We start from the raw sequence: 25,692 nt of genomic DNA, 5'->3' as shown, positions 1-25,692 counted from the left end.
TAAAACTCTATAATTAAACTTCCTGGAATTTATTTTCCAGGATAGATTTGGACATATTCTTGCAACAGCGTATTTTCTTTTCCACGAATTTCCATGATCACCTTATTGTTTTCAAAATCAAACTTCAGCAACCCAAAATTAATATCTTTGATCACTTCTCCTTTTACATAAGGATTTTCTTCGCCAGAAAAAGAAGCATAGGTATGGGTTAGTCCACTCGAAGTAAAATCGACTAAAGGATACGACAATCCGCGAACTTTTTTGGAAGAAAAAGTAGCAATATGGCGGTCACCAGAAATTATAAAGGTACCTTTTGCTTTCGTTGAAACAATCAATTGCTCTAGTTTTTCAATTTCATGGGGAAAATTTCCCCAAGCTTCAAAACCATGTTTGTTTGATAAAAATTGAATGCTGCTGACAATAACATTAAACTGTGCCTCAGAAGTTTGAAGTTCATTTTCCAACCATTTCCATTGTGCATTTCCTAACACCGTTCCTTCACCTGCTGTATTAGGTTGAAAACGTTTTTTTAAATCGGTGGCTTTAGTCAGTGCCGTTCTAAAAAAGCGAGAGTCCAATACAATGACTTTTATTTTATTTTCATTTACCTCAATAGTTTTAGCAGTATAAACTCCGTCTCTTTTTCGCTCAGAAGCGTTCTTTGAAGTGCCTAAAAAATCCAATAATAACTGTTGGCTTTTTCTTTTAAAGGGATATTCTTCCCCAGCGTCATTTGCTCCATAATCGTGATCATCCCAAGTTCCTAAAACTATTTTATCTTTAATAAAAGTTAGATAATCCGCGTCTTGTTTTTGAATTTCATAATTATTTTTAAGAAACTGCATATCTTCTGTATCCGAGTACACATTATCACCTCCCCAAATCCAAACGGAAGGATGATTTTTGTCTATCGCTGGCCAAAGTTTATTTTTAATCTTTTGATTGTCGCAGGAACCAAAAGCAATCGTAAAGTAAGTGTTTTGAGTAGGTTTATTAGTTTCAAGTACCTGTTGTGTATTCTGAATTTTACAACTAATAAGGGCAAAAAAGCTAAAAATAAAAAGTATTTTTTTCATGTGAAGGTATTATAAAATCTATTTAATTTAAAAAAATTTGTTGCTAAGGTATACTAATATGCTCAATTGAACTTTAAGTAAAGTTTAATAAAAAAGCGACTATCCAATTAAAATAGTCGCTTTTTCATTAGATTAAAACACAAAAATTAATGCTGGGTTACTTTGCTTTGTTCTACTACAGCAGTAAAATCATTGGCTAAACGTTTGCCATACTCCTCTAGCAATTCTAAAATTCTTTCTTGATTATCTGATTTGACAATAAGTCCTGCATGATATTCTAAGGGTATTCTAAAGCAAACTTCCGGATCTGAAAACGAAGATAAATTAGGATGCTGGAATTTTGTTAAAGTCAAAACGATTCCGGCATATCCTTTTTTTACTTTTGGTAAACTGTACTTCGTTCCTTTGACCAAAGCGTCTTCAATTGCCGCCCACTCTTTCCATAAATTAATATTCGAAGCTTCAGCAACCATTTCGGCCAAATGCGCTCCTCCTACTCGTGAAGAAGTTTCCAAGAAATAAATCTGTCCATCTTCATTACTTTTGATGAACTCTGTATGAGCGGCTCCATGTTTCAACCCAAAACCTTTCATCACTTGTTCATTTATTTTTTTTATCGCGATATCATCCTCTGATTTGTATTTACTATTTGCCGAACGGAAAACGCCGCCACCTTGAGATATTTCCATTGGTGTAGCTAAATATCTAGAAGTCAAACTGAAGATTACTTTGCTATCCGAAATCAAACTGTCACAATGATACACATCACCAGGTTTGAATTGTTCCAATAGATATTTGAATCTGTTATTCCCCATTTCATTAATATGGATCCACAAACGCTCTTTGTCCTCTATTTTTATAATTCCTGTTGCAGAAGCTTCGGAACGTGGTTTCAAAACCCATGGAGCAGGAATAGCATCTGCAAAAGTATTGATGTCATGGTCATTAAACAAAGAACAAAAAGCAGGAATAGAAATTCCACAACTTTTGGCTCTCATTCGCATCGCTAATTTATCTCTAAAATAACGTCCCGTAGTTTGTCCCATCCCATCAATACGGAGGTTTTCCCTTAGATACGTGGCTTTTTCTACATCATAATCGTCTAACGCAACAATGGCATCTACTTTAGTAGTTTTCATAAAATTACCAACACCTAATAACAGATGTTCTAAATTCCAATCGACATCTTGGCCTTTCATATAAAAAATCTCATCAATATGTTGGTGTGGCCATGGCTTGTCTCTGAGTTTTTCGCTTGTCACTAAATAGACTTTGTTGCCTAATTTTTTTAAATTAATTAAAAAATCGGCACCTTTGAAATAATTTGAAATACAAAGAAAGGTTTTAGCGTTTTCCATAGGTTATAAATTTTCTATGAATTTAGTTAATAAATGAACACCATACGCTGTTGCATGCTTACTTTTAGCAAATTCATCCTCACCAAATGCCACTCCAGCTACATCAAGATGCGCCCAAGCGTTGTGTTCTTGGGTGAAATATTCTAAAAATTTGGCGGCACTTATGGCTCCGGCAACTGGTTTTCCGCTATAATTTTTCACATCGGCAATATCACTTTCTATGTCTGATTTATAAACATCCCAAAGCGGTAAAGGCCACAAACGCTCTCCTATTGCATCTCCGTTTTCTTGCAATTTCTTAGCCATTTCTGCATTGTTGGTAAACAAAGCACCACATTCATACCCAAAAGTACCCACGCTGCTTCCAGTAAGTGTGGCGATATCCACAATATATTCCGGTTTGAAATTTTTAATCAAATACGATAATCCATCGGCTAAAATGAGTCTGCCTTCTGCATCAGTATCAATTATTTCTATTGAATGTCCACTGTAACTGTGAATTACATCACTAGGTAAAAAGGACTTGCTGTCAACCGAGTTTTCGGCACAAGGAACAATAGCAGTTACTTTGACTGGCAATTGTAAATCGGCTATAAGTTGCATCGCCCCAAATACTGCCGCACCACCAGCCATATCACACTTCATGTGGACCATTCCTGCCGTTTTTATATTTAATCCACCAGTATCAAAGGTGATTCCTTTCCCCACCAATCCAACATGTTTTAGGTGTTTTACTTCAACAACAGGAGTATACTTCATAATGATAAATTGAGGTTCATTCTCGCTTCCTTTTCCTACGGCTAAAAAAGCGCCAAGACCTGCAATTTTAGAAGCTTCATAACCGAGAACTTCTACGTCAAACCCATATTTCTGCCCAGTCTCTTTAGCCCAATTCGACAAGTATTTTGGATTAATTGTATTCGGAGGCAAATCGACTAAATCATAGGTTGCTAGTTGCGCTTTGGCAATTTTAATTCCTTTTTTGGCTGTAGCCAAATGCTCTTTTTCAGATAATAAACTCAAGCTAAAATCTGGTTCTAAAAAAGGATGTATACTTTTCTCCGATTTAAAATGACCTAAATCATACGTTCCCAAAAACAATCCTGAAATCATAGCTTCAACCTGATCCTCAGTAAATTGTTTAGGTATAACTAAAGCTACACTCAAACTTAAATTTTCTTTTTGTTTCGATGAAATACGGCGAAAAATAGTTTTTAACGATTTATAATCTATCGTTTTTCCCAAGCCAATAAAAACATACGTATTATCATTTTTTTCGGCCAAATAGTGTGTGTCTTTTTTACCAAAAAAAACTTTGGAAGCAATTTCCAATCCATTAAATGTAATGGGAACAATACTTTTTGAATAGGTTTCAAAAACCGGAATTAAAATTGTACCTGAAAAATCATCTGAATTTGTTATTGTACTTGTTCTCATTTATTCTTTTTTTATGGCTGTTGTTATTGGATGAAATTCAACATTAATGTCGTTTTTTTATCTATACTCTGTAATAGACGCGATAAATCGCATCTCTACACTTCTTTTTCATTAAAAAACAACCATTCAATTGCTTTTGGAAACTCGTCACTCCAGTAGGTTTCGCTATGTTTTCCCTGCTTGTTAATACTTAAATTAATATTCGATTTTTCTTTTACAAATTCACTTGAAATCAAACTATCTTTAAAACTTTTGATATGTTCAATCATCGTTATACTTTCATCGCCACCGGCATATAAATAGATTTTTGTATCTGCTGAATTAGCTTTTTCAGTATTGATTTTTAATTCAGGAACGACCCAAAGCGAGGGCGAAAAAATCATTAATTTCCCATACACTTCAGGATTTCTTAATCCACTAAAAATACTAACTAATCCACCCATTGAGCTTCCTCCAATTCCGGTGAATTCCCGTTCTTTTTTGGTTCTAAAATTGCGATCTACGTAGGGTTTTAATGTATCAGTCACAAAGCGAATGTATTTCTTGCCTTGTCCCTTTCCTAGAACAGTTTTCCCTACATTGTATTCTTTGATGCGATCTTCTTCGGCGTGTTCAATAGCAATAATTATAATTTTTCCGATTTTATATTCTGACATAACTGCCAGTTTTTTATCAATTTCCCAATTGCCAAATTCAGCTGATTCATTGAATAAATTTTGAGCATCCTGCAAATACATGACCGGATAACTTTCACTCGATTTGTCATAATCATGGGGTAATAACGCCCATATTTTCCTGGTTTTATTGAGTTGGGGAATTTCAAATTCATCCGAAATCAATTGCACTTGAGGTAAAAAAGATTGTTTAAAAGGCAACCAGTTTTTTCTCCATCTCTCAACGTGTTCTTTTTGAATGCCAGTATGTGCTAATGTAGAGCGATTTTCGGTACGATTCCCATGACTGTTAATCTCAACATCGCTCCAATCTCCTTTCGTAAATTTATACAAAAGCATCACTGGATAATCAAAATCATGTGGGAATTTGTAATAATACGAACGGTTCCCTATCTTCTCCATCAGAAATTCGTTGTCCTGTGTGCGCCAATTATTAAAATTCCCTGAAATATAAACCGGCCGAGCATCATCTTCATCAGTAGTTAGAATTATGTGTAGTCCAGTATTTAGTATAAAATTGTTTGCATCAGGATTAAAGGTGGTATTGTCTGAATTCATTACTTGCATGTGCTGCTTTAATTTTAAAATAAAAGTAAATATAGTGGATTGCTATTGGAAATAAAAGAAAAAAGAAAACCCAATAGCAAATGAATTTTCTATTGGGTTTTATGTATAAAAAGTAAGTATGCTAATTTTTCTTCTGACGGCTTTTTAAAACTGTTACCACATCATCTAACTTAAACCCTTTGGCTTGCAATAAGATAAGATAATGAAAAAGTAAATCAGCACTTTCACTCAAAAACAAATCATCATTGTCATCTTTGGCTTCAATAACCACTTCAATCGCTTCCTCACCTACTTTTTGGGCAATTTTGTTCATCCCTAATTTGAATAAAGAAGCCACATAACTTTTCTCAGAATCAGCATTTTCTCTTCGAAGTTGGATTGTATCTTCTAAATTCGAAATAAAGCCATAATCTCCTTTGTTTTCGTCAGCCCAGCATGTATCTGTACCTTTATGACATGTTGGCCCTTCTGGTTTTACCTGAATCAATAGCGTATCATTATCACAGTCGTTTTTGATGTCGATCAGATTTAGAAAATTGCCACTTTCCTCGCCTTTTGTCCAAAGCCTTTGCTTACTTCGACTGTAAAAGGTTACTTTTTTAGTGTCTATCGTTTTTTGATACGCTTCGGCATTCATATAACCCAACATCAAAACCGTTTTGGTTTCACTGTCTTGAATGATTGCAGGAATTAATCCGTCTGTATTTTTTGAAAAATCTATGTTCATGTTTTTAATTTAAAGATTGAAAATTTAAAGATTGAAAGATTATCTAATCTAACTTTCTTTTCTCTTTATTCTATTATCTATTTCTATATTCTAATCTCGATATTGTTATTTTTAAGGACTTTTTTTAATGTTTTGATTTCAATTTCTTTAAAATGAAATACACTTGCGGCCAATGCTGCATCGGCTTTTCCAACTACAAAAGCGTCTACAAAATGTTGAATATTTCCTGCTCCTCCTGAAGCAATTATAGGAATATTAACTAACTCAGAAAGTCTAGCCAAAGCTTCATTAGCAAAACCGTTTTTAGTTCCGTCATTATCCATTGACGTGAATAAGATTTCACCTGCACCACGTTCTTCCACTTCTTTGGCCCAATCAAACAAATTCAATTCGGTAGGTACTTTTCCTCCTACTAAATGAACAATCCATTGCCCGTCAATTTGTTTGGCATCAATTGCAACCACTACACATTGACTTCCAAATTTTTGTGCCAAATCATTAATCAACTGCGGGTTTTTGACCGCTGAAGAATTAATAGAAACTTTATCCGCCCCGTTTTGCAGCAAAATTTCAACATCTTCAACGGAGGAAATTCCACCACCAACAGTAAATGGAATATTAATCGTGGAAGCGACTTTACGAACCAAATCAACTAAGGTTTTTCTTCTTTCTTCCGTGGCAGAAATATCTAGAAAGACCAATTCATCCGCGCCTTCATCTGAATATATTTTAGCTAATTCAACTGGATCTCCTGCGTCACGCAAGTCCACAAAATTAATACCTTTTACGGTTCTTCCGTTTTTAATGTCGAGACAGGGAATAATTCTTTTTGTTAACATTATTGTTTTTATTACACAGAGATTCACGAAGTTTCACAGAGATTCACAAAATTCTTGGTGAATCTTAGTGTCATCTTTGTGTGTCTTTGTGAAACAATCTATTTTATTATATATTTTTCTAATTGTTTCAATGAAATTCGTCCTTCATAAATTGCCTTACCAATTATTGTTCCTTCACAGCCTAATTCGGCTAGTTTTGGTAATTCGTCAAAAGTAGAAATTCCTCCCGAAGCAATTAATTTTATGCCATTGGATTCCGCCAACTTCTCGCCTCTCGACTGCGTTCGAGATGACGCGCTCGAAGTGACAGTGCATTGATTAATAATTTTTTTATATAAATCAAAACTTGGTCCTTCAAGCATACCGTCTTTGGCAATATCGGTACAAATTACATACTGAATTCCCTTATTTTGATACTCTTGTATAAATGGAATCAATTCTTCATTAGAATCCTCCAGCCAACCAGAGACCGCTACTTTTTCATTGTTGGCATCTGCTCCCAAAATAATTTTATCAGCACCGTATTCTGCAATCCATTTTTCGAATAGTTCTCTATTTTTAACGGCTATACTTCCGCCGGTAATTTGATTGGCACCACTTTCAAAAGCAATTTTCAAATCGGAATCGGATTTTAATCCACCACCAAAATCAATTTTCAATTTGGTTTTAGAAGCTATTTGCTCTAATATTTTATAATTCACAATTTGGCTTGACTTTGCTCCGTCTAAATCAACCAGGTGCAAATATTCGATTCCGTGTGCTTCAAATGATTTGGCTACTTCAAGCGGATTTTCATTGTATATAATTTTAGTATTGTAATCGCCTTTTGACAAGCGAACACATTTTCCATCAATGATGTCTATTGCGGGTATTATTCTCATTTATTTTTAATTTAAAGATTTAAAAATTGAATTATTTAAAGATTGGGAATGTTAATTAAAGAACTATTTGATTCTCTGATTTTTCAATCTTTGAATTTTTCAATCCTTTAATTTTAAGAAATTACCCAAAATTTGTTCTCCAACATCACCACTTTTTTCGGGATGAAATTGAGTTCCATAAAAATTTTCATTTTCCAATGCTGAGGAATATTCTAGCTCGTAATTAGTTGTAGCAATGGTTTCTGTACAAATAGGAGCATAAAAACTATGGACCAAGTACATGTATTCGTTCTCTGCAATTCCTTTGAATAAATCTGATTTCAAGTTGTAAATTTGGTTCCACCCCATTTGTGGTACTTTTACTTTTGGCGTGAATTTAATCACATCAATATCAAAAATTCCCAAACCTTTGGTATTCCCTTCCTCCGATTTGTTGCACATCAGTTGCATTCCCAAACATATTCCCAAAACGGGTTGTTTCAAGGTTGGAATCAAAGTGTCTAAACCACTTTCTAAAAGCATTTTCATTGCGGAACTTGCTTCTCCAACGCCTGGAAAGATCACTTTGTCTGCTACTTTAATTTCTTCTGGATTATTACTCAAAATGGCTTTGAATCCCAATCTTTCGATGGCAAACATAATACTTTGAATATTGCCTGCACCGTAATTTATGATTACTGTTTTCATTTATATTGGTCTTAATGTTGTAAAGTCAAAAGTCATAAAGTCAATGCCGGAGCACTTTAAGACTTTTGTCTTTCTACTAAATTAAAGCATCCCTTTCGTACTTGGCAAAATCATCTTTTCCGTATCGCGCTTTACGGCTACTTTTATTGCTTTGGCAAAAGCTTTAAAAATAGCTTCAATCTTGTGATGTTCGTTCGTTCCTTCTGCCTTTATATTAATGTTGGCTTTCGCTCCATCCGAGAAAGATTTGAAGAAATGATAAAACATCTCTGTTGGCATTTTTCCGACCATCTCCCGTTTGAATTCGGCTTCCCAAACCAGCCAATTTCTGCCTCCAAAATCAATAGCTACTTGCGCTAAACAGTCGTCCATTGGCAAACAAAAACCGTAACGTTCTATTCCTAATTTATTTCCTAATGCTTTCGCAAAAACTTCTCCAAGTGCAATTGCTGTATCTTCAATTGTGTGGTGTTCGTCTACTTCCAAATCACCTTTTACAAGAATTTCTAGATCCATTTGTCCGTGACGCGCAATTTGGTCGAGCATGTGATCAAAAAAAGCAATTCCAGTTTCAATTTGACTTTTTCCAGTTCCATCAAGGTTTACGTTGATGTAAATATCCGTTTCATTTGTTTTTCTTTTTATTGAAGCGGAGCGTTCTTCTAATTTCAAAAACTCATAAATTACTTTCCAATCGGTAGTTTGCAAAGCAATAACGGAATCTAATTCCTCTCTTTTTGAAGCAATTTCGTCGCCTCCCAATTCTTCATCGGTATTAATAAAAATCGCTTTTGAACCTAAATTTTTGGCTAATTCCACATCTGTTATTCTGTCTCCTATTACGAATGAATTTGCTAAATCATACTCCGGATTATCAATGTATTTTGTCAACAAACCTAATGCAGGTTTGCGCGTTGGAGCATTTTCGTGCGGAAATGTTTTATCAATTAATACCTCTTTGAAAATAACGCCTTCATTTTCAAACGCTTTCATAATTAAATTATGCACGGGCCAAAAGTTAATTTCCGGATGCGAATCCGTACCCAAACCATCTTGATTGGTCACCATTACGAGTTCAAAATCTAGTTCCAAAGCAATTTTCCCAAGGTATTGAAATGCTTTTGGATAGAATTCCAGTTTTTCAAAACTGTCTAATTGATAATCATTTGGTTCCAAAACCATTGTTCCGTCACGATCTATAAAAAGTATTTTTTTCATTAAAAAAAGTTTAAGGTTTAAGGTTTAAAGTTGTTTTAACACCTCAATTAATTTCATGTTTTCTTGTGTTGTTCCAACAGTTAAACGCAATGTATTTTCACAAAGTGGTTGGGTGGTTCGGTTCCGAATTACAATTCCTTTTGCAATCAATTGATCGTATCTTTTATTGGCATCATCCACTTTTACCAAAATAAAATTGGCTTCTGTAGGATAAATTTTTTCGACAAAATTAACATCAAGTAACGCTTTAAGTAATTCCTCTCTTTGTGCTATAATAGATTCAATTTCAGATTTTATCTTTTCCGGCTTGTCTAATCGTTCCAAAGCTCTTTTCTGAGTCAGTTCATTCACATTATATGGTGGTTTTATTTTATTCAAAACCGAAATTACTTCCGCAGATGCATAACAAATTCCCAATCTGATTCCTGCCAAACCGTACGCTTTTGATAGTGTTTGAGTAATTACCAAATTTGGATATTCGTCTAATTCATTAATCCAACTTTCTTTTTTTGAAAAGTCAATATACGCTTCATCAATTACTACCAACCCCTTAAAATTTTGAAGAATATACGCCACACTTTCATCCGAAAAAGAATTTCCGGTTGGATTATTTGGTGAACATAAAAAGATGATTTTAGTGGTTGCATCAACAGCTTCCATGATTTTCTCCATTTGCGGCTGAAAATCTTCTGAAAGCAACACTTCTTTGTTCTCTACTGCATTGATATTCGCCAAAACACCATACATTCCGTATGTTGGTGGCAAAGTGATTACGTTATCTGTTTTTGGTTCACAAAAAGCTCTGAATAACAAATCCAACACTTCATCGCTTCCGTTACCAAGTAAGATTTGATTTGTTTTGACATTTCTTAGTTTAGCCAAAACCTCTTTTACACTAACTTGTTGTGGATCTGGATACCGATTTACACCATTTTCAAACGGATTTTCATTGGCATCAAGAAAAATCATATCTGCAGTATCAAAACCTTCAAATTCATCACGAGCTGAAGAATACGGTTTCAATTGCTTTACGTTTTCTCTAACCAAATTATTTATATCGAAATTATTTTTCATTTTCAATCGCTTTTAATCGTAATGTAACTGCATTTTTGTGCGCTTGCAATCCCTCCGCTTCTGCCATGATTTCAATAGCTTTCCCGATATTTTGTATGCCTTTTTGGGATATTTTTTGAAAAGTCATTGCTTTAGTAAAACTATCCAGATTTACACCGCTATAATTCTTGGCGTAACCGTTGGTTGGCAAGGTGTGATTCGTTCCTGAAGCATAATCACCGGCACTTTCAGGTGTATAATTTCCTATGAATACAGAACCCGCATTTTGAACGCCATTACTGTAAAAATCATCAAATTCTGAACAAATGATAAAGTGTTCTGGTCCATATTCATTGATTAAATCCAAAGCAATTTTATCATTTTCGACAAAAATTAATTTAGAATTAGCAATCGCTTTTTCAGCAATGGCTTTTCTTGGCAACGCTTTTATTTGGATTTGGATTTCAGCCTCAACAGCCTCAATTAACTTTCTGGAAGTAGAAACTAAAATTACCTGACTGTCCGCTCCGTGTTCCGCTTGAGATAATAAATCTGATGCTACAAAAGCTGGAACTGCTGTGTCATCAGCCACAATCAATAATTCTGATGGACCGGCCGGCATATCAATTGCTACGCCAAACTGAGTTGCGAGTTGCTTGGCTACCGTTACATATTGATTTCCTGGTCCAAAAATTTTATACACTTTAGGGATCGTTTCCGTACCAAAAGTCATTCCGGCAATTGCTTGAATACCTCCTACTTTTAATATTTTAGTCACACCACATAAATTTGCAGCATACAATATTGCGGGATTTATAGCTCCATTTTTATCGGGAGGGGAACACAAAACAATTTCGTTACAGCCTGCAATTTCTGCAGGAACAGCAAGCATTAAGACTGTGGAAAATAAAGGTGCAGTTCCTCCTGGAATATACAATCCAATTTTTTGAATGGGTCTTTTTTCCTGCCAACAATTTACTCCTTCAATAGTTTCTACAGTTACTCTTTCTGTTTTTTGAGCAGTATGGAATTTTTTAATGTTTGACTTCGCAAGTGAAATTGCTTCTTTTAAGTCGGCAGAAATGGAAGCAATAGCCTCGTCAATTTCTGCTTTAGAAACTGCTAAATTTTCGATAATTGCACCATCAAAAAGCGAAGTGTATTTTGCAACAGCAAGATCACCTTTCTTTTGTACTTCCTTAAAAATTTCTTTTACTGTTGCTTCTATATCATCAACCGTTTTTGTAGGTCTTTCTAAAATGGAAGCCCAGCTTTCGGGTTTTGGATTGAATATTTTATTCATTTTTAATTTTATTCAAAGATTAAATGATTTAAAAATTGAAAGATTTTACTTTTAAATCATATCATTCATAATTCTACAAAACCATTTTCTCAATTGGACAAACTAAAATTCCTTCAGCTCCAGCTTCTTTCAATTGATCAATCACATCCCAGAAAGTATCTTTGTCGATTACCGAGTGTACGCTGCTCCATCCTTCTTGTGCCAAAGGCAAAACGGTTAAACTTCGTAATACCGGAAGAATATTTCCAACAGCATCAATTTTGTCATTTGGCACATTCATCAAGATATACTTCGATTTCCTTGCTCTTAAAACAGATTCAATTCTGAATTTTAAAGTGTCTATTATTTTTTGAGATTCAGGACTTACTTTTGGAGAAACAGCCAACACCGCTTCACTTTTAAAAATAACTTCAACCTCTTTTAGATTATTTTTAAATAATGTACTTCCACTGGAAACAATATCAACAATAGCATCAGCTAAACCAATGTTTGGAGCTATTTCAACCGAACCTGAAATCTGGTGAATATCGACATTTACACCTTTAGAACTAAAAAAATCAAGCACTGTTTTAGGGTAAGAAGTGGCAATACGCATACCGTCTAAATCCTGAACGGATTTGTAATCAAATGCTTTTGGTACAGCAACAGATACTTTACATTTTGAAAAACCTAATTTTTGAATTACTTCAATATCTCCGCCTTTTTCAACTAATAAATTATCGCCCACAATAGCAATATCCACAACTCCATCAATCAGATATTGAGGAATATCCGAATTTCTTAAATACAAAACTTCTAAAGGAAAATTGGATGCTTCTGCTTTTAATTGGTCGATTCCGTTATCAATTGAAATGCCTGCATCTTTTAGAATTTGAATGCTGTCTTCGTTTAAACGCCCTGATTTTTGAATTGCAATTTTTAATGTACTCATTTTGTTTTTTGTTTTTTTGTTTAAAATATTTTGATTGAGTACAAATATGGGGTAATAAAAAACCCGTTTGATGTACTCAAACGGGTTTTTAGAATATGATGATTTACACACATACCATTAACACATCGCTTGAGAGCAATAATGAAAATGATGATGATGCAATTGATTTGTAAACATTTTTGTCTGCTTTATTTTAATTCTTTTGCAAATATACGAGTTAAATTCTTTAGAAAGCAATTTTTATTTTAACTTAAATGCTAATTTTTGTTAAATGAATATTATTCTTGTTTTTTATTATATTCTTTTTTCACAGCTGTATTCTCATTCACGGGTGCAGAAACAGCCCTGTCTTCACTAATTTCTGTATGACGAATTTCATCCCCAGAATTCCCTACTTTTATTGACAAAAATTGACACTATCACAAACAAAATATACGCCGTATTTTTTAACGAATCTTTCTTTAAAAACATTCCAGCTATCAAAATTCCAATTCCGAAAAAGGTTCCGATAATTAGAATTTTGTTTTCAACCATTTACAAATGAGTGTAATATGTATTTTGGTCTTGATTCCGTTTTCGGTCTCTGAATAAAAATAGTGCAGTTGAAAAGAATTAATATATGCATCTTTATTATTTTTTGTAAATTTAGGGTTTATTGCATTACAAATTTAAAAGCAATGGTAGCAATATTAGCCGTCAAATTATCGCTTCGTTTGTAATGATTGAATCTAAAATCAATATTTTTTAAGCCAAATTTCCAAATTTTTCCTGCAGTAAAAATATCTGTATAGTTAACGCCAAAACCGTATTGATTGGCATCAAATGTCGCTAAATCAGCATCTGAAGTATAAAATTTTTCTGTTGACAAATGCGTTTCATAAGACGCATAATATTTAGAACCCGCTTGTGTATAATAGCGGTACATGGGAAAAACAGTAAACTTATCGGACAATTTCACAGGAAGTTCAATACTGGCGGTATGCGATTGTATGTCCCAGTTATCTGAATAAAAACGATAATAGGTTCGTACTATAAATCGGTCATTGATGTAATAATTCAAACGCGCTCCAACGGGAAGTTTAAAACGAGAATCCGGTAATCTTTCGATATCATCTGCTAATTTGTAAACTCCGGTGTTGCTTGGACTTTCGTAATTGCTTATGTATTGCGCTTGTCCAATGTAAAAATTGGCTTTGTCTGCAAAATAAATTCGGTGGTAAGGAGAAGACAATAATCCTTGTTGTTGCAATACATCAAAGAAAACGGAAACTTGTAATTTCTTAGTCAACACCTGAGAAAACCCTACAGAAGCTGAAAATGAATTTCTGTTAACAGTAGTAACCTGTTTAAATTCAGACGGCAAGTAATCTGTTGAGGATACACCGTTCTGATCCAAAACTGATACACCAAAAAAATAGCCTTGATTTAAAAAATTTGAACCATACAATGAATATTCGTGCAGCTCCGTTGGATATATAGGTCTCCATTGATCTATATATGCATTTACTTTCAAACTCAATTCTGTGTTTTTTTCATTAAAAAGACCAGTGATTCCGCCACCAAAACCAACTGAAGTGTAATCATATTCATTTGAAAAAGAAACATCTGTATTCCAAATAAAATTCCTGGAATCACTACTATGACTGTAATTAGCAACAACGGATACTAATTCATCACTTCTTGAAGCACCAGATGAAGCTTGCCAAGGCGTTCCACTGGGTCCCGTAGCCGCCGCTTTACTGCCTGCTGTTGGATCATTAGCGCCTCTGCTGCCAGAAGCACCCGTAGAATTAAATGGATTTATATTACTGGACGAAGCTGATGAATAGGCTGATATTCCTAAATCAATAGTCAAGACATCATCCTCATTCAACGGCATTGCCACCACAATATTAGAAGCGACATCTGTAAGTTTCTCTGAACCAATACCCCCAGAAACAGCTGATCTTGATCCATCTTGCTCGTAATAACTCGTTAGAAAGTCCACTTCTGTACTTTCTAACACTCTTTTTTTAAAAACGGGTTCTTTACTATTTTCTTGAGAAAAAGCAGTTACAGTGATTAAGATAAAAAGAGATAAAATTTTTATTTTCATTTTCTAATGGATTGGAATTTACAATCTGAATTGATGCTTTACATTAATTGCAACCACAGCCGCCACCTGATTTTCCACCATTGGCTCCGCCAGCAGCTTCACGATATACTTGAAAAGACGTTTCATACCGTTCCGCTGTTCGGGCAGAAAGCTTCATATCAGGATCAGTTATTTTCTCTTTTTCGTACTCTTTTATGGAACTGCACGATTGCAAAATCAAAAGTGTAAAAAATACAAAGGCTATTTTATGTTTCATGAGTGCATTTTGTTCTTAATTATATTTTTTGATATCAATTCCATTTGAAGAGTGAATTTTGCCTTTATCGTCAACAATAATACATTCAATCCCTTTAATTTGATTTACTAAATCCAAGCCTACTTCTACTCCAAGCACAAAAATTCCTGTGGCCAACGCATCAGCGATTTCAGTCTGCTTGGAAAAAACAGAGACACTGACCACACCATTTGCCGGATACCCCGTTCTGGGATCAATAATATGCGAATAACGAATACCGTTAAAAATCACATATTTTTCATAACTGCCGGAAGTTTCCACCGCACTGTCTTCTATCGGGAACGTGGCAAAAATTTTATTCTTGTTCAAAGGGTTTACTATTCCTACAGTCCAAGGTTTTCCGTCCGGTTGTTTCCCCCAGGCATTAATATCTCCCGAGACGTTTATAATTCCGGAAAGACAGCCTTTAGAAAACAATAAATCTTTTACTTTATCAGCAATATAGCCTTGTCCAATGCCGCCCAAACCTAATTTCATTCCTTCTGATTTTAGAAAAATAGTCTGTTCTTTTTGGTTTAGAATAATATTTTTATACCCAATTTTCGCGACTGATTTTTTTATGGCTTCATCGGTTGGCATTACTTTCATGGAACCATCAAATTTCCATATTTTGTCCATGGAAGCATACGAAATATCAAAAGCACCATTGGTAATTTGGGAGATTTTAATGGCTCTTTCGACCAATTCAAAAACTTCAGCATCCACTTTTACTGGCTGTATTCCTGCATTGCGATTGATTTCGGAGATTTGCGTTGTTGGAATCCAATCGGAGATTAAATACTCAATTCGTTTTACTTCGGCTACAGCCAAATCAATATATTCGTTGGCCTTTATAGTATCACTTGCAACAGCGGTAACCTCAAAAGGACTCCCTAACATAAACAACTTTCTCTTATGCGTAATTTGCGAAGTCGCTAATGCCGTTGTGAATATAAAACTGAGTACGAGTATTTTTTTCATTATTTCTCAAAGGAATGAATGATTTGAATGTATTCTTGCGGAGTCACATTTTTGTAACCAGTAATTCCTAATACGGTCCCTGTTTTATCCAGTAACAGCACTAAAGGGAAATTTCCAGATTTATTGTACTGCTCAGCTAATTTTTTATTGCTAGCTGTTAAATTAGCAGCCAGTAAATTTGCTTTTTTCTTAGGAAAATCAGCTTTGTATATGACCCATTTTTGCTCTGCCTCATTTTTAAAATCTTCTGACTTCCAGATTGTATTTTCTAGTTTAATACAAGGCGCACACCAATCAGATCCTGAAAACACAAGAAGGATATTTTTGTTTTCTTTGATTGCTTTTATTTTTGCATCATTAAAATCAGATTCCCAATTTTGAGAATAACCAAATGTTCCTAAGAAAAGAAACAAAATCAGCGTGTATTTTTTCATTTTAGGGTTGTTTTTATTTCTATAAAAGTATTTGTTTTCCCTAAACAACAATTTAGCAGAGAACAAAATTAAGACAGAATTAATTTAACAATAAGAGACTTAAGTAATAACCATGGTATAATGTCGTATTTTAAAATCAGGATAAAATCATGTAAAAATCTGATTTAAAGCTGTTTTACTTAAAGTTAATTCTTTTGACTTTACGACTTTTAAACTTTCGACTTACTTATAGCTCTTTGTTTTAATTTTATTACACAAAAACAGTCAGTGCTGTTCCTGCTAATGAAGTCTTGTACTCTTTTAAATTAGACGCTGCAGGCCCAATTGTAACTACTCCCTTACTGGTAAATTGAGAATTATGTCTTGGACAAACAAATTTGTTACCTGCTTCATCATAATTAACAATAACTCCCTCATGAGGGCATGCAGCAGAGACTGCTAGAAAATCACCTGCGTTGGTTCTAGCGATAATTATTCCTTGGGTTACTAAAAAACCTCCGTTTTTAGCTAAAGTCCCCATGCTTACATCAACTGTGAAATTTGAACTTGCTGAAGGTATCGGGGTGGTGGTACCTGATGAACCTGAATTTGTATCATCAGAGCTACAACTCACGGCCATGCCAGCAATACAAGCAGGTAGTAAAACTGTTGCTGCTCCAAATCCTACTCTGGAAAAAAATTCTTTTCTAGTCATAATTATTGATATTAGTTTCTAATAATAGTAGTTACGTAAAAAACTCAAGTTTAGTTTTTTATTGAAAAATATTGTTTTAAGTACTTAGTTTTTAGTCCTTTTTTAATAAACTACCTCGGAGCAAAGTCACAGAGGTAATAACTAAATAACTGCCACAGATTCACAGATTTTTAAAAATCTTTTTAATCCTTACAATCTGTGGCAAAAACTCTTTTTAATAATTGCGACAATATATCTTTCTTGCTACTTATAATCATTAAAAACAAACTCTTTTATGATGATTTTTTTAAGTTATTGTTGTCCAGATTTTTAATTGGGCTCAGCTAGTGCGTTTTCAGGATTTACAAAATTGTTCTCAATCCACAAGTTTACCTGGTAATATACCAAAAACTAATTTTTTGCCTGATTGTAAAACCCAGTTTTTGATAGAGTGTTATGGCTGTGCTATTGTCTTCAATTACATGTAAATAAGGTATTTTATTTTGGTTAAAAATTTCATTTACTGTATGGGCAACTAATTGTTTGGCGTATCCTTTTCCGGTATGATTGGGATGTGTTACTACTGCGCTGACTTCGATAAAATCATTCATTTGCATGCGCTCACCACTCACGGCAACAAGTTTATTGTTTTTGAAAATACCATAATAATTGCCTAATAAAGCGGTTTTCTTTTTAAAATACCCTGGCTGCACCAAATTTACCAACGCATATAAAGCATCAATATGTTCGTCAGTCAGTTGTATGATTCGATCATTAACTAGAATGTCGATTGGATTGTAAACAATCATTTGAAGGCAAACCAATTCTTTATTAATCGTCAATAGATTTGAAAGTTCTGGTTTTTCTCCAACAATAAAGAAATTATCAACCATCGCAGCGTATTTATCGATAGACTTAGCAATAGCATCGCCTTTTTCAAAACCACCAAACGGGCAATAATCCGGAGGATAGAATTTTATATTGCCAGAATTCATAGCAAAATTTTGATGCGTTTCTAATAACGAAAACCAAACTGGATTATCTAATTTTTTATCGTTTTGTGTTTTCATAATAATTTAGTTTTTGAAAGTTGATCATCAATTTTACGTACTTTTTCATCCGTTAAAATTAACGTCATTTATGTTTCACTCTTTTTGCGGGTAATGTTAGTTCCTTCAATATAAAAATTAAAATTCATTATTAGTGCTCTAAGAACCGTACTGAATCTAGTTTTGAGCCTAATTTCAAGCTGAATCAATATCTTAAGATAAGAAAAGAGTATATTTGTCCTTGATCTTTAATGTTTAAAATTACTGACACTACCTTTTATAATTAAAATCCCTTGATTATTAAGCTATTATTGAAAAGCTACTAATGAAAATTGTACTAAAGAAGTGTTTTAAATTTAATAAATTAGGTTTACAAGCATCATTTAAAATGACTCTATAATAAACTTGATGCATTAAAGTCGTTTATTAGAGCGCACTCAGCACTTATATAAAAAATATCCTATGTACTTAGAGAGGTTTGAGATTAAAAAAAACATTCAAAAAACGGATGATAAAAATTTGTCCTTCCGGGTTTTTGACCTTGGGACAGCAAGTGCTGAAGATTATTTGAAACCACATAAAAAAGATCATTTTTGTATCATACTTGTGGAATCAGGAAGTATTAAAGTACATATCGAAGACAAAATTCATTTATTAAATTCAGGAAAAATTTCTATTCTGTTTCCGGATCAAATCCACTTTTTGTCAAATTTGTCAACTGATTTATCTGGCAAAATTATATTATTTGAAGAAGTATTGTTCTGTTCAGATATATTGAAAAATGAGCTCAGTGCCTATAATGTAAACTTATCGGCCCACCTTAATTGTACCGCACTTTCTAGCCTAGAATTTGAACAAGTCCTACCTATTATAAAGAACATACAGGATATTTATAATGCCCCTAGCCTAGTTAAAAAAGAGCAGGCCCGTTTTTATATCAAAATCTTCCTTTTGGGACTCATTGAATCAATCCATGGCCAACATCCTGTTTTACATCAGGACACTCAAGGTCCTGACCAGAATACCTATATAGCCTTTAAAAAACTTTTGAACCATCAATATAAAATTGAGCGCACTGTACAATACTATGCCTTAAAACTGGCTATCAGCACTAAAAAGTTAAATGCACTAAATAAAAAATATTCTGGCGAAACCGCAATAAATGCAATCCACAACCGGATCCTTACCGAAATTAAAAGACAATTACTGTTTACGGATCGCTCTCACAAAGAAATCGCATTTGACCTTGGGTTTAGCTCTCCATCAGCTCTTAATAAATTTGTAAGAGCTAAGCTAAAGGAAACGCCAACGGACCTTCAGAATGGCCTGGCGCAAATTTATACCGCATAGTCTTGTATATATAACATCCCTCCTTTCCTTCTGATCTATCTTTGCATCAGTAATTAATACTATTCAAAATAGAGATTAATTACTGTTGCAAAAAATCGATTACAGCTTTATTATTCTATTTAATTCTGAATAGAAAAAATTAAAATTATAAAGGCATCCTGTAATTTCAATCACGCAATACCTCACACACTCGAAAAAAATCGATCAAAATTACCCAATTTCATTGGTGTACTAATTTGAATGATAGTAGGAGCGTATCGCTTATTTAAAAATAAAACAAAATGAATAGTAACACTTTGACAAACAAAAATCTGCATGTTATTTTGGAGGAAAACCTAAAATTAGCAAATGAGATTAATCCTCAAGAGATAAAGGTTTTGGTTAACGAAATTAAAGTAGCCAAACGAATTTTTGTAATGGCAGCAGGGAGAAGCGGACTTGCATTAAAAATGGCAGCCATGAGATTTATGCATTTAGGCTATACGGTATTCATAGTAGGAGAAACGAATACACCCGCCATTCTTGAAGGTGATTTGTTACTGCTAGCATCAGGATCCGGCACTACTTCTTCAGTACTCTCATCAGCGGTGAAAGCGAAGGCTCAAAAAGCAACAGTTATTGCGCTGACTGCCGATGCAGAAAGTAAATTAGCAGAAGTGGCAGACCATATCATATTCATAAAAGCGGCAACAAAAACTGACTTTGGGGCTTCGGTCTCCGAGCAGTATGCAGGCAGCCTTTTTGAACAGTTTATATTATTTATCCTGGAGAGCGTTTTTATGTCGCTTTGGCAAGAATCAAAGTTGACCAAAGAAGACCTATGGCCCAAACACGCCAACCTGGAATAACGATTTTTTTAATATTATTAATTTTTTTAAACATTTTAGACATGACAAAATTACAAGTCGCAATTGATTTACTTACTACAGAAGCAGCATTAGAACTAGCACACAAAGTAGCACCTTACGTAGATATTATAGAATTAGGTACTCCGCTTATTAAATCGGAAGGACTTAGTGTGGTAACAGCAATGAAAACTGCTTTCCCTGACAAATTAATTTTTGCAGACATGAAAATTGCAGATACCGGTTTTCTAGAAGCTGAGATTGCATTTAAAGCTGGAGCAGATCTAGTAACCGTTATGGGTGCTGTAGATGATGCAACTGTAAAAGGCGCGGTAGAAGCTGCAGCAAAATATGGTAAAAAAGTAGTAGTTGATACTATTGGAGTTAAAGATAGAGTACAAAGAGCAAAAGAAGTAACTGCTTTTGGAGTTGCTTTTGTTGAACTACACGCTGGTCTTGACGAACAAACATTAGCAGGATATTCTGTACAAACACTGATTAGTGAAGGTAAACTAGCAAAAGTTCCTTTCTCTGTAGCAGGTGGTGTGAATATTAGTACAATAAAGGATGTTGTAGCTGCTGGTGCAGATGTAGCTGTTGCTGGTGGTGCCATTTATGGTGCTGAAGATCCGGCTGCTGCGGCAAAAGCATTAAAAGAAGCTATAAATAGTGTTACTGTAGCCTAATAATTGATTAATTTTGGCTGGACTTTATAAATAAAGTCCAGCCTTTTTTTTTCTAATAATAAATTTACATACTAATTATGAATACATTCGATTTTGGTATAGTGGGCCTAGGAGTTATGGGGCGTAATCTACTTTTAAATATGGCCGACCAAGGTTATGCTGTAGCTGGCTTAGACTTAGATGATGATAAAGTTCTTTCTCTCACAGAAGAAGCGAATTCCCAACACCGAATTAAAGCCACAACAGCCGTCGAAGATTTTGTTGCACTTATCAGACAGCCAAGAGCTATCCTGATATTAGTACCAGCAGGAAAACCTGTTGATGCTGTCATTCAAAACCTACTGCCCCACCTAGATAAAGGAGATATTCTTATCGACGGCGGAAATACATATTTTACTGATACTGACCGTAGATATACAGAATTATCGGCCAAGGGAATCCACTTCTTTGGAATGGGAATCTCAGGAGGCGAAAAAGGAGCCCGTTTTGGCCCTAGCCTTATGCCCGGAGGTAATAAAGAAGCCTATGAAAGGCTACGTCCTATTTTTGAATCCATTGCTGCTAAAGTAAATGGAGAACCTTGCGTAGAATACTTAGGCAACGGATCTGCAGGAAACTACGTGAAAATGGCGCATAACGGAATTGAATATGGGATTATGCAGCTTATTTCAGAGGCATACGATCTTATGAAACGCGGATACAAACTAGACGACACTACAATTCAAAAAGTATTTGAAGACTGGAATAACACCGAACTCGAATCCTACCTGATTGAAATAACAGGACACATCCTGAAGAAAAAAGATACCGACGGCCAGATATTAATAAATCTAATCTCCGACTGGGCAAAATCCAAAGGAACAGGAAAATGGACTTCTCAAAATGCCATGGACTTAGAAGTTCCCCTTTCAACCGTAGATGCTGCCGTTGCAATGAGGGAAATGTCTAAAAATAAACCGGAAAGAATTGAGGCTTCCTCAAAATTAATTTGGAATGCAGAACAAACCAATACTGACTTGCCTGCAGCCATAGAAACACTTAAAGGGGCTTTATATTTTTCCATATTAATTACTTATGCCCAAGGATTAGCCTTGCTAACAAAAGCTTCAAAAGAATATAATTACGAATTGAACTTGGAGACAATCGCTAAAATTTGGCGTGGTGGATGTATTATTCGTTCGGTAGTATTGGAAGATTTCCGAAAGGCTTACGCCAAAAATAGTGAACTGAAAAACATACTGCTCGATGATAGCATAGCAAAGACCTTAAATGAGAATCAATCCAGCATAAGGAATACCGTTCAATTTGCCGTTCAAAAAGGGATACCTATTGCCGGTCTAATGAACTCCTTAGCGTATTTTGATGCTTATCGATCAGAAAACCTTCCTACTAATCTGATACAGGCATTACGCGACTACTTCGGGGCTCATACTTATGAGCGTACTGATACTAACGGTATATTTCACACCGAGTGGAATGACTAAATTTTAAATGGAACATAATGGATAATCTCAATACTATAAACCCAACCATCATTCTTGTTTTTGGAGCTACCGGTGACTTAGCTAAAAGAAAGCTTTTCCCCGCTTTTTATAATCTTTATCTTGATGGTCGTATGCCGGAAAAGTTTGAGATCATTGCCTTAGGAAGGGCCGAAAACAGTGATGCGCATTACCGAAACCATGTCAGTGAAAACCTAAATGAGTTTTCGAGAAATAAAATAGCCTCCGAAAAAGAGTTCGAACAATTTGCTTCTCATATTTCTTATTTGCAAAATGATATCGACAAAGAAGAATCATACGTGTTGATGAAACAAAAGTTAGACGCCATAGATGCGTCTTTTGGGGTACGTGCCAACCGACTTTTTTACCTCTCAATAGCACCTTCTTTCATTGAAACCATATCTAATAATATTAAGAAATTAGATCTTGCCGCGAATCCGGAACAGGATCGTATTATTATTGAAAAACCGTTTGGTTATGATAAAAGTTCTGCCGAGCTCTTAAATAAGCTATTAGCAAAAACCTTTGAAGAGGAACAAATCTACCGCATAGACCACTATTTAGGCAAGGAAACTGTACAGAACATCCTAGCTTTCCGCTTTGGAAATTCAATGTTTGAGCCGCTCTGGAACCGTAACTTTATTGATTCGGTACAGATTACGGTTGCCGAAGAAGTGGGTGTTGAAGACCGTGGTGGTTTTTATGAAGGTGCCGGAGCATTAAGGGATATGATACAAAATCACCTGATGCAAATTTTAACGATGGTTGCCATGGAAGCCCCCACTTCGTTACAAGCTGATGAGGTCAGAAACCGTAAAGCTGACGTTTTAAAAGCAATACGCCGTATAACTCCTGATGAAGTAGAACACTACACAGTGAGAGGCCAGTACGAAAAAGCTTCGATAAAAGGAAAACCGATAGCTGGATACCTGCAAGAAAAAGGGGTGAAGGATAATTCCATCACAGAAACATTTGTAGCAATGAAATTTTATTTGGATAACTGGCGTTGGCAAGGTGTTCCCTTTTACGTTCGAACAGGTAAAAGAATGAAGGAAAAACAATCCTCTATCGTTATACAATTCAAACCGGTACCCCATTCTACTTTTTCTTTTGGAAAAGAAGGAATGATGCCAAACCGATTAATCATAAACATTCAGCCCGCAATGGATATTAGGCTGCAGTTTATGACTAAAAAACAAGGCTTGTCTCTTTCGTTAAAACCAGCTGAAATGGTTTTTGACTATTTTTCATGCTCTACCCAAGCAACCGAAGCCTATGAAACCCTTTTATTAGATGCTTTACAGGGAGATCCAACTTTATTCATGCGCTCCGATCAGGTCGAAGAAGCCTGGGATGTGGTAACATCCATTCAGGATGCTTGGGAAAACGATAAATTTTCAAGTCTACACAAATACGAAGCTGGAAGCTGGGGTCCTGAAGCGGCAAATGAATTACTTGCTCGTCAGGGACATTCTTGGGCATCAAATACACTAGATGCCGAAGAAGAAAAGCTACGAAAGAAAGCAGAGAAAGCGGACAAGGCAGAAAAAGATAAGAAAGCAGTACAAACAAAACAAGTAGAAGTAGCAGCTGATGGTAAGAATTTTTAATACTAAGGAAGACATAACAAGCCAGGCTGCCAATATATTTGTAGCTGCTGCAGAAAAAGCAATACAGAAACGCGGTCGCTTTGTCGTAGCGCTTACCGGCGGTTCCTCACCTGTAGCTATCTATGCCCTTTTGGCAACAGCTTCCTACAAGACAAAAATAGATTGGGAAAAGATTTTTATTTTTTGGGGTGACGAACGCTGGGTACCGCTTGATGATGTACTTAGCAATGCAAAAATGGCTAACGATACGCTACTAAGTCTTGTAAATATACCAAAAAATAATATATTTCCAATGTATAGAGAAGGTGTTACTCCTCAGGATTATGCGTTGGAATATGAAAAATCTATTAAAAATATAACAGGCGAGGACGGACAATTTGACCTTATTTTATTAGGAATGGGCGATGATGGCCATACTGCTTCTCTTTTTCCAGGGCAAGCCGTATTGCAAGAACAGGATAAGTGGGTAGCAGCCTATCATCTTGAGTCTCAAACTATGTTTCGAATAACTCTAACTGCACCTCTTATTAATAGAGCGAAACAGATTGTAGTAGTGACTTTTGGAGAAAATAAAGCCTATGCCTTAAACGAAGTTTTATATGGAGCGTATAATCCCGAAAAATATCCTATGCAATTAATTAAACCATCGGATGGCGAATTATTGTTCTTGACCGATAAAGCTGCTACAAGTAAGGAAAAATAATTTAGTGCTAAATTGCATTGCATTATTAAGTTGAGCGGTCTTGTTTAATTATCTTTAGCTTACCACAATGCAAAAATATTTTTTAATTTTATGACTATCCGTTACTAATACCATTGCGTTTTATTTTGTCATTTCGACGGAGGAGAAATCATATCAGTTGCTCTCGTTATGTGATTTCTCCCTTTGGTCAAATGACAAAAGAGCTAAATTTCATTTGTAAAATGTAGTTTGGTACAAGTAACGGACAACCATATTTAATTTTATGTCTTTCTGTAATTACTTCTATTAAAAGAAAACTGGCACGGATTCCCGGGTTATACATAGATTTTTTAAAATGGAAAAGTGTAAAATCTGTAGTAAAAAAATATACTTTAGGTATCAGATAAACATATATATTTAAAATATGTTTATCGGCTTATTCATCATTATATTTTTAGTTTTGAACCAAACAAAACACTTCAATAAAAAGCCAAATTCAAAATCCATTTTTCATTCAAATTGTTTATTTTTTGAGAAGGATGGTGTAGCGCTCTTACACGGTTAGATAAAATAAAACAATCTCAGATCATAACTAACTTACTCTACTGTTAGGACTCAAAGGGAAATATATACTTTAAAATTTTTTTTTATCAAAAATAAACACTAACTTTCTTAAAATCAATAAAATATATAATTCTAAAATTACCATTAAAAGTATCAAAAGACTACTATTTGATTGTAAATTCTCAATCCTTTTACA

25 protein-coding genes are annotated in these 25,692 nt (G+C 34.7%); 6 read left to right on the top strand and 19 right to left on the bottom strand.

Going from position 1 to position 25,692, the window contains the following annotated elements:
* Positions 1-29 precede the first annotated feature (29 nt).
* From EKL96_RS05550 to EKL96_RS05465, 19 genes are all read right to left on the bottom strand, one after another.
* Positions 30-1,076: an alkaline phosphatase D family protein gene (locus EKL96_RS05550; RefSeq protein ID WP_126459325.1), complete on the bottom strand. Its 1,047-nt coding sequence runs from the start codon at positions 1,074-1,076 to the stop codon at positions 30-32.
* 146 nt (positions 1,077-1,222) lie between these two features.
* Positions 1,223-2,434 carry an acetyl-CoA carboxylase biotin carboxylase subunit family protein gene (locus EKL96_RS05545; RefSeq protein WP_126459322.1) on the bottom strand — a complete coding sequence of 404 codons (1,212 nt, stop codon included), beginning with the start codon at positions 2,432-2,434 and terminating at the stop codon, positions 1,223-1,225.
* Positions 2,435-2,437: 3 nt separating this feature from the next.
* On the bottom strand, positions 2,438-3,871 hold the full coding sequence (locus EKL96_RS05540; RefSeq protein WP_126459319.1) for a leucyl aminopeptidase family protein: 1,434 nt from the start codon (positions 3,869-3,871) through the stop codon (positions 2,438-2,440).
* A 95-nt stretch (positions 3,872-3,966) separates the two neighbouring features.
* The gene (locus EKL96_RS05535; RefSeq protein ID WP_233579268.1) at positions 3,967-5,112 is read right to left on the bottom strand and encodes an alpha/beta hydrolase; all 1,146 of its coding nucleotides are present in this window, start codon (positions 5,110-5,112) and stop codon (positions 3,967-3,969) included.
* Positions 5,113-5,233: 121 nt separating this feature from the next.
* Complete coding sequence (gene hisIE, locus EKL96_RS05530) at positions 5,234-5,839, bottom strand: bifunctional phosphoribosyl-AMP cyclohydrolase/phosphoribosyl-ATP diphosphatase HisIE (protein WP_126459316.1); 606 nt, start codon at positions 5,837-5,839, stop codon at positions 5,234-5,236.
* Positions 5,840-5,922: 83 nt separating this feature from the next.
* Positions 5,923-6,678 carry an imidazole glycerol phosphate synthase subunit HisF gene (hisF, locus tag EKL96_RS05525; protein WP_126459313.1) on the bottom strand — a complete coding sequence of 252 codons (756 nt, stop codon included), beginning with the start codon at positions 6,676-6,678 and terminating at the stop codon, positions 5,923-5,925.
* A 98-nt stretch (positions 6,679-6,776) separates the two neighbouring features.
* Complete coding sequence (locus EKL96_RS05520; protein ID WP_126459310.1) at positions 6,777-7,559, bottom strand: HisA/HisF-related TIM barrel protein; 783 nt, start codon at positions 7,557-7,559, stop codon at positions 6,777-6,779.
* 99 nt (positions 7,560-7,658) lie between these two features.
* Positions 7,659-8,246 carry an imidazole glycerol phosphate synthase subunit HisH gene (gene hisH / locus EKL96_RS05515; protein WP_126459307.1) on the bottom strand — a complete coding sequence of 196 codons (588 nt, stop codon included), beginning with the start codon at positions 8,244-8,246 and terminating at the stop codon, positions 7,659-7,661.
* A gap of 81 nt (positions 8,247-8,327) precedes the next feature.
* Complete coding sequence (gene hisB, locus EKL96_RS05510) at positions 8,328-9,464, bottom strand: bifunctional histidinol-phosphatase/imidazoleglycerol-phosphate dehydratase HisB (protein WP_126459304.1); 1,137 nt, start codon at positions 9,462-9,464, stop codon at positions 8,328-8,330.
* Positions 9,465-9,488: 24 nt separating this feature from the next.
* Positions 9,489-10,538 carry a histidinol-phosphate transaminase gene (gene hisC / locus EKL96_RS05505; RefSeq protein ID WP_126459301.1) on the bottom strand — a complete coding sequence of 350 codons (1,050 nt, stop codon included), beginning with the start codon at positions 10,536-10,538 and terminating at the stop codon, positions 9,489-9,491.
* Positions 10,528-11,820, bottom strand: coding sequence for a histidinol dehydrogenase (gene hisD, locus EKL96_RS05500; RefSeq protein WP_126459298.1), 1,293 nt, complete (start codon positions 11,818-11,820; stop codon positions 10,528-10,530). Before hisD ends, hisC begins: the two co-directional genes overlap by 11 nt.
* A gap of 73 nt (positions 11,821-11,893) precedes the next feature.
* Positions 11,894-12,751 (bottom strand): ATP phosphoribosyltransferase, encoded by an 858-nt coding sequence (gene hisG, locus EKL96_RS05495; protein ID WP_126459295.1) that lies wholly within the window; start codon positions 12,749-12,751, stop codon positions 11,894-11,896.
* Positions 12,752-13,029: 278 nt separating this feature from the next.
* A complete protein-coding gene (locus EKL96_RS14565) occupies positions 13,030-13,158 on the bottom strand; it encodes a hypothetical protein (protein WP_255416368.1) in 129 nt (42 codons plus the stop codon).
* A gap of 245 nt (positions 13,159-13,403) precedes the next feature.
* Positions 13,404-14,846: a DUF3570 domain-containing protein gene (locus EKL96_RS05490; RefSeq protein WP_126459292.1), complete on the bottom strand. Its 1,443-nt coding sequence runs from the start codon at positions 14,844-14,846 to the stop codon at positions 13,404-13,406.
* 43 nt (positions 14,847-14,889) lie between these two features.
* Positions 14,890-15,102: a DUF4266 domain-containing protein gene (locus EKL96_RS05485; RefSeq protein ID WP_126451655.1), complete on the bottom strand. Its 213-nt coding sequence runs from the start codon at positions 15,100-15,102 to the stop codon at positions 14,890-14,892.
* A gap of 15 nt (positions 15,103-15,117) precedes the next feature.
* Positions 15,118-16,101 carry an FAD:protein FMN transferase gene (locus tag EKL96_RS05480; RefSeq protein WP_126459289.1) on the bottom strand — a complete coding sequence of 328 codons (984 nt, stop codon included), beginning with the start codon at positions 16,099-16,101 and terminating at the stop codon, positions 15,118-15,120.
* Positions 16,101-16,535 carry a thioredoxin family protein gene (locus EKL96_RS05475; RefSeq protein WP_126459286.1) on the bottom strand — a complete coding sequence of 145 codons (435 nt, stop codon included), beginning with the start codon at positions 16,533-16,535 and terminating at the stop codon, positions 16,101-16,103. Before EKL96_RS05475 ends, EKL96_RS05480 begins: the two co-directional genes overlap by 1 nt.
* A 250-nt stretch (positions 16,536-16,785) precedes the next feature.
* Positions 16,786-17,229 carry a ubiquinol-cytochrome c reductase iron-sulfur subunit gene (locus EKL96_RS05470; protein WP_126459283.1) on the bottom strand — a complete coding sequence of 148 codons (444 nt, stop codon included), beginning with the start codon at positions 17,227-17,229 and terminating at the stop codon, positions 16,786-16,788.
* Between the two features lie 368 nt (positions 17,230-17,597).
* The gene (locus EKL96_RS05465) at positions 17,598-18,278 is read right to left on the bottom strand and encodes a GNAT family N-acetyltransferase (protein WP_126459278.1); all 681 of its coding nucleotides are present in this window, start codon (positions 18,276-18,278) and stop codon (positions 17,598-17,600) included.
* A gap of 441 nt (positions 18,279-18,719) precedes the next feature.
* On the opposite strand from EKL96_RS05465, the gene EKL96_RS05460 reads away from it, so the two are divergent.
* From EKL96_RS05460 to pgl, 6 genes are all read left to right on the top strand, one after another.
* Positions 18,720-19,607, top strand: coding sequence for an AraC family transcriptional regulator (locus tag EKL96_RS05460; RefSeq protein ID WP_126459275.1), 888 nt, complete (start codon positions 18,720-18,722; stop codon positions 19,605-19,607).
* Between the two features lie 281 nt (positions 19,608-19,888).
* Positions 19,889-20,455 carry a 6-phospho-3-hexuloisomerase gene (gene hxlB / locus EKL96_RS05455; RefSeq protein ID WP_126459272.1) on the top strand — a complete coding sequence of 189 codons (567 nt, stop codon included), beginning with the start codon at positions 19,889-19,891 and terminating at the stop codon, positions 20,453-20,455.
* Positions 20,456-20,496: 41 nt separating this feature from the next.
* Positions 20,497-21,138: a 3-hexulose-6-phosphate synthase gene (gene hxlA, locus EKL96_RS05450; protein ID WP_126459269.1), complete on the top strand. Its 642-nt coding sequence runs from the start codon at positions 20,497-20,499 to the stop codon at positions 21,136-21,138.
* A 77-nt stretch (positions 21,139-21,215) separates the two neighbouring features.
* Positions 21,216-22,622 (top strand): NADP-dependent phosphogluconate dehydrogenase, encoded by a 1,407-nt coding sequence (gene gndA, locus EKL96_RS05445; protein WP_126459266.1) that lies wholly within the window; start codon positions 21,216-21,218, stop codon positions 22,620-22,622.
* Between the two features lie 17 nt (positions 22,623-22,639).
* Complete coding sequence (gene zwf / locus EKL96_RS05440; RefSeq protein WP_126459263.1) at positions 22,640-24,250, top strand: glucose-6-phosphate dehydrogenase; 1,611 nt, start codon at positions 22,640-22,642, stop codon at positions 24,248-24,250.
* A complete protein-coding gene (pgl, locus tag EKL96_RS05435) occupies positions 24,234-24,953 on the top strand; it encodes a 6-phosphogluconolactonase (protein WP_126459260.1) in 720 nt (239 codons plus the stop codon). Before zwf ends, pgl begins: the two co-directional genes overlap by 17 nt.
* Positions 24,954-25,692: the final 739 nt, after the last annotated feature.

Source organism: Flavobacterium sp. LS1R10 (assembly GCF_003968825.1).
Lineage (GTDB): Bacteria > Bacteroidota > Bacteroidia > Flavobacteriales > Flavobacteriaceae > Flavobacterium.
This window is presented reverse-complemented; position numbering and strand designations above follow the sequence as displayed.

Coding starts and splice junctions, on each gene's coding strand:
- hisC (WP_126459301.1), bottom strand. CDS start 10,538: ATGAAAAATAATTTCGATATAAATAATTTGGTTAGAGAAAACGTAAAG.
- EKL96_RS05470 (WP_126459283.1), bottom strand. CDS start 17,229: ATGACTAGAAAAGAATTTTTTTCCAGAGTAGGATTTGGAGCAGCAACA.
- hisD (WP_126459298.1), bottom strand. CDS start 11,820: ATGAATAAAATATTCAATCCAAAACCCGAAAGCTGGGCTTCCATTTTA.
- EKL96_RS05545 (WP_126459322.1), bottom strand. CDS start 2,434: ATGGAAAACGCTAAAACCTTTCTTTGTATTTCAAATTATTTCAAAGGT.
- hisG (WP_126459295.1), bottom strand. CDS start 12,751: ATGAGTACATTAAAAATTGCAATTCAAAAATCAGGGCGTTTAAACGAA.
- hisIE (WP_126459316.1), bottom strand. CDS start 5,839: ATGAACATAGATTTTTCAAAAAATACAGACGGATTAATTCCTGCAATC.
- zwf (WP_126459263.1), top strand. CDS start 22,640: ATGGATAATCTCAATACTATAAACCCAACCATCATTCTTGTTTTTGGA.
- hxlB (WP_126459272.1), top strand. CDS start 19,889: ATGAATAGTAACACTTTGACAAACAAAAATCTGCATGTTATTTTGGAG.
- hxlA (WP_126459269.1), top strand. CDS start 20,497: ATGACAAAATTACAAGTCGCAATTGATTTACTTACTACAGAAGCAGCA.
- hisH (WP_126459307.1), bottom strand. CDS start 8,246: ATGAAAACAGTAATCATAAATTACGGTGCAGGCAATATTCAAAGTATT.
- EKL96_RS05475 (WP_126459286.1), bottom strand. CDS start 16,535: ATGAAAAAATACACGCTGATTTTGTTTCTTTTCTTAGGAACATTTGGT.
- gndA (WP_126459266.1), top strand. CDS start 21,216: ATGAATACATTCGATTTTGGTATAGTGGGCCTAGGAGTTATGGGGCGT.
- EKL96_RS05535 (WP_233579268.1), bottom strand. CDS start 5,112: ATGCAAGTAATGAATTCAGACAATACCACCTTTAATCCTGATGCAAAC.
- EKL96_RS05540 (WP_126459319.1), bottom strand. CDS start 3,871: ATGAGAACAAGTACAATAACAAATTCAGATGATTTTTCAGGTACAATT.
- hisB (WP_126459304.1), bottom strand. CDS start 9,464: ATGAAAAAAATACTTTTTATAGATCGTGACGGAACAATGGTTTTGGAA.
- EKL96_RS05520 (WP_126459310.1), bottom strand. CDS start 7,559: ATGAGAATAATACCCGCAATAGACATCATTGATGGAAAATGTGTTCGC.
- EKL96_RS05490 (WP_126459292.1), bottom strand. CDS start 14,846: ATGAAAATAAAAATTTTATCTCTTTTTATCTTAATCACTGTAACTGCT.
- hisF (WP_126459313.1), bottom strand. CDS start 6,678: ATGTTAACAAAAAGAATTATTCCCTGTCTCGACATTAAAAACGGAAGA.
- EKL96_RS05465 (WP_126459278.1), bottom strand. CDS start 18,278: ATGAAAACACAAAACGATAAAAAATTAGATAATCCAGTTTGGTTTTCG.
- EKL96_RS05480 (WP_126459289.1), bottom strand. CDS start 16,101: ATGAAAAAAATACTCGTACTCAGTTTTATATTCACAACGGCATTAGCG.
- EKL96_RS05550 (WP_126459325.1), bottom strand. CDS start 1,076: ATGAAAAAAATACTTTTTATTTTTAGCTTTTTTGCCCTTATTAGTTGT.
- EKL96_RS05460 (WP_126459275.1), top strand. CDS start 18,720: ATGTACTTAGAGAGGTTTGAGATTAAAAAAAACATTCAAAAAACGGAT.
- EKL96_RS05485 (WP_126451655.1), bottom strand. CDS start 15,102: ATGAAACATAAAATAGCCTTTGTATTTTTTACACTTTTGATTTTGCAA.
- pgl (WP_126459260.1), top strand. CDS start 24,234: ATGGTAAGAATTTTTAATACTAAGGAAGACATAACAAGCCAGGCTGCC.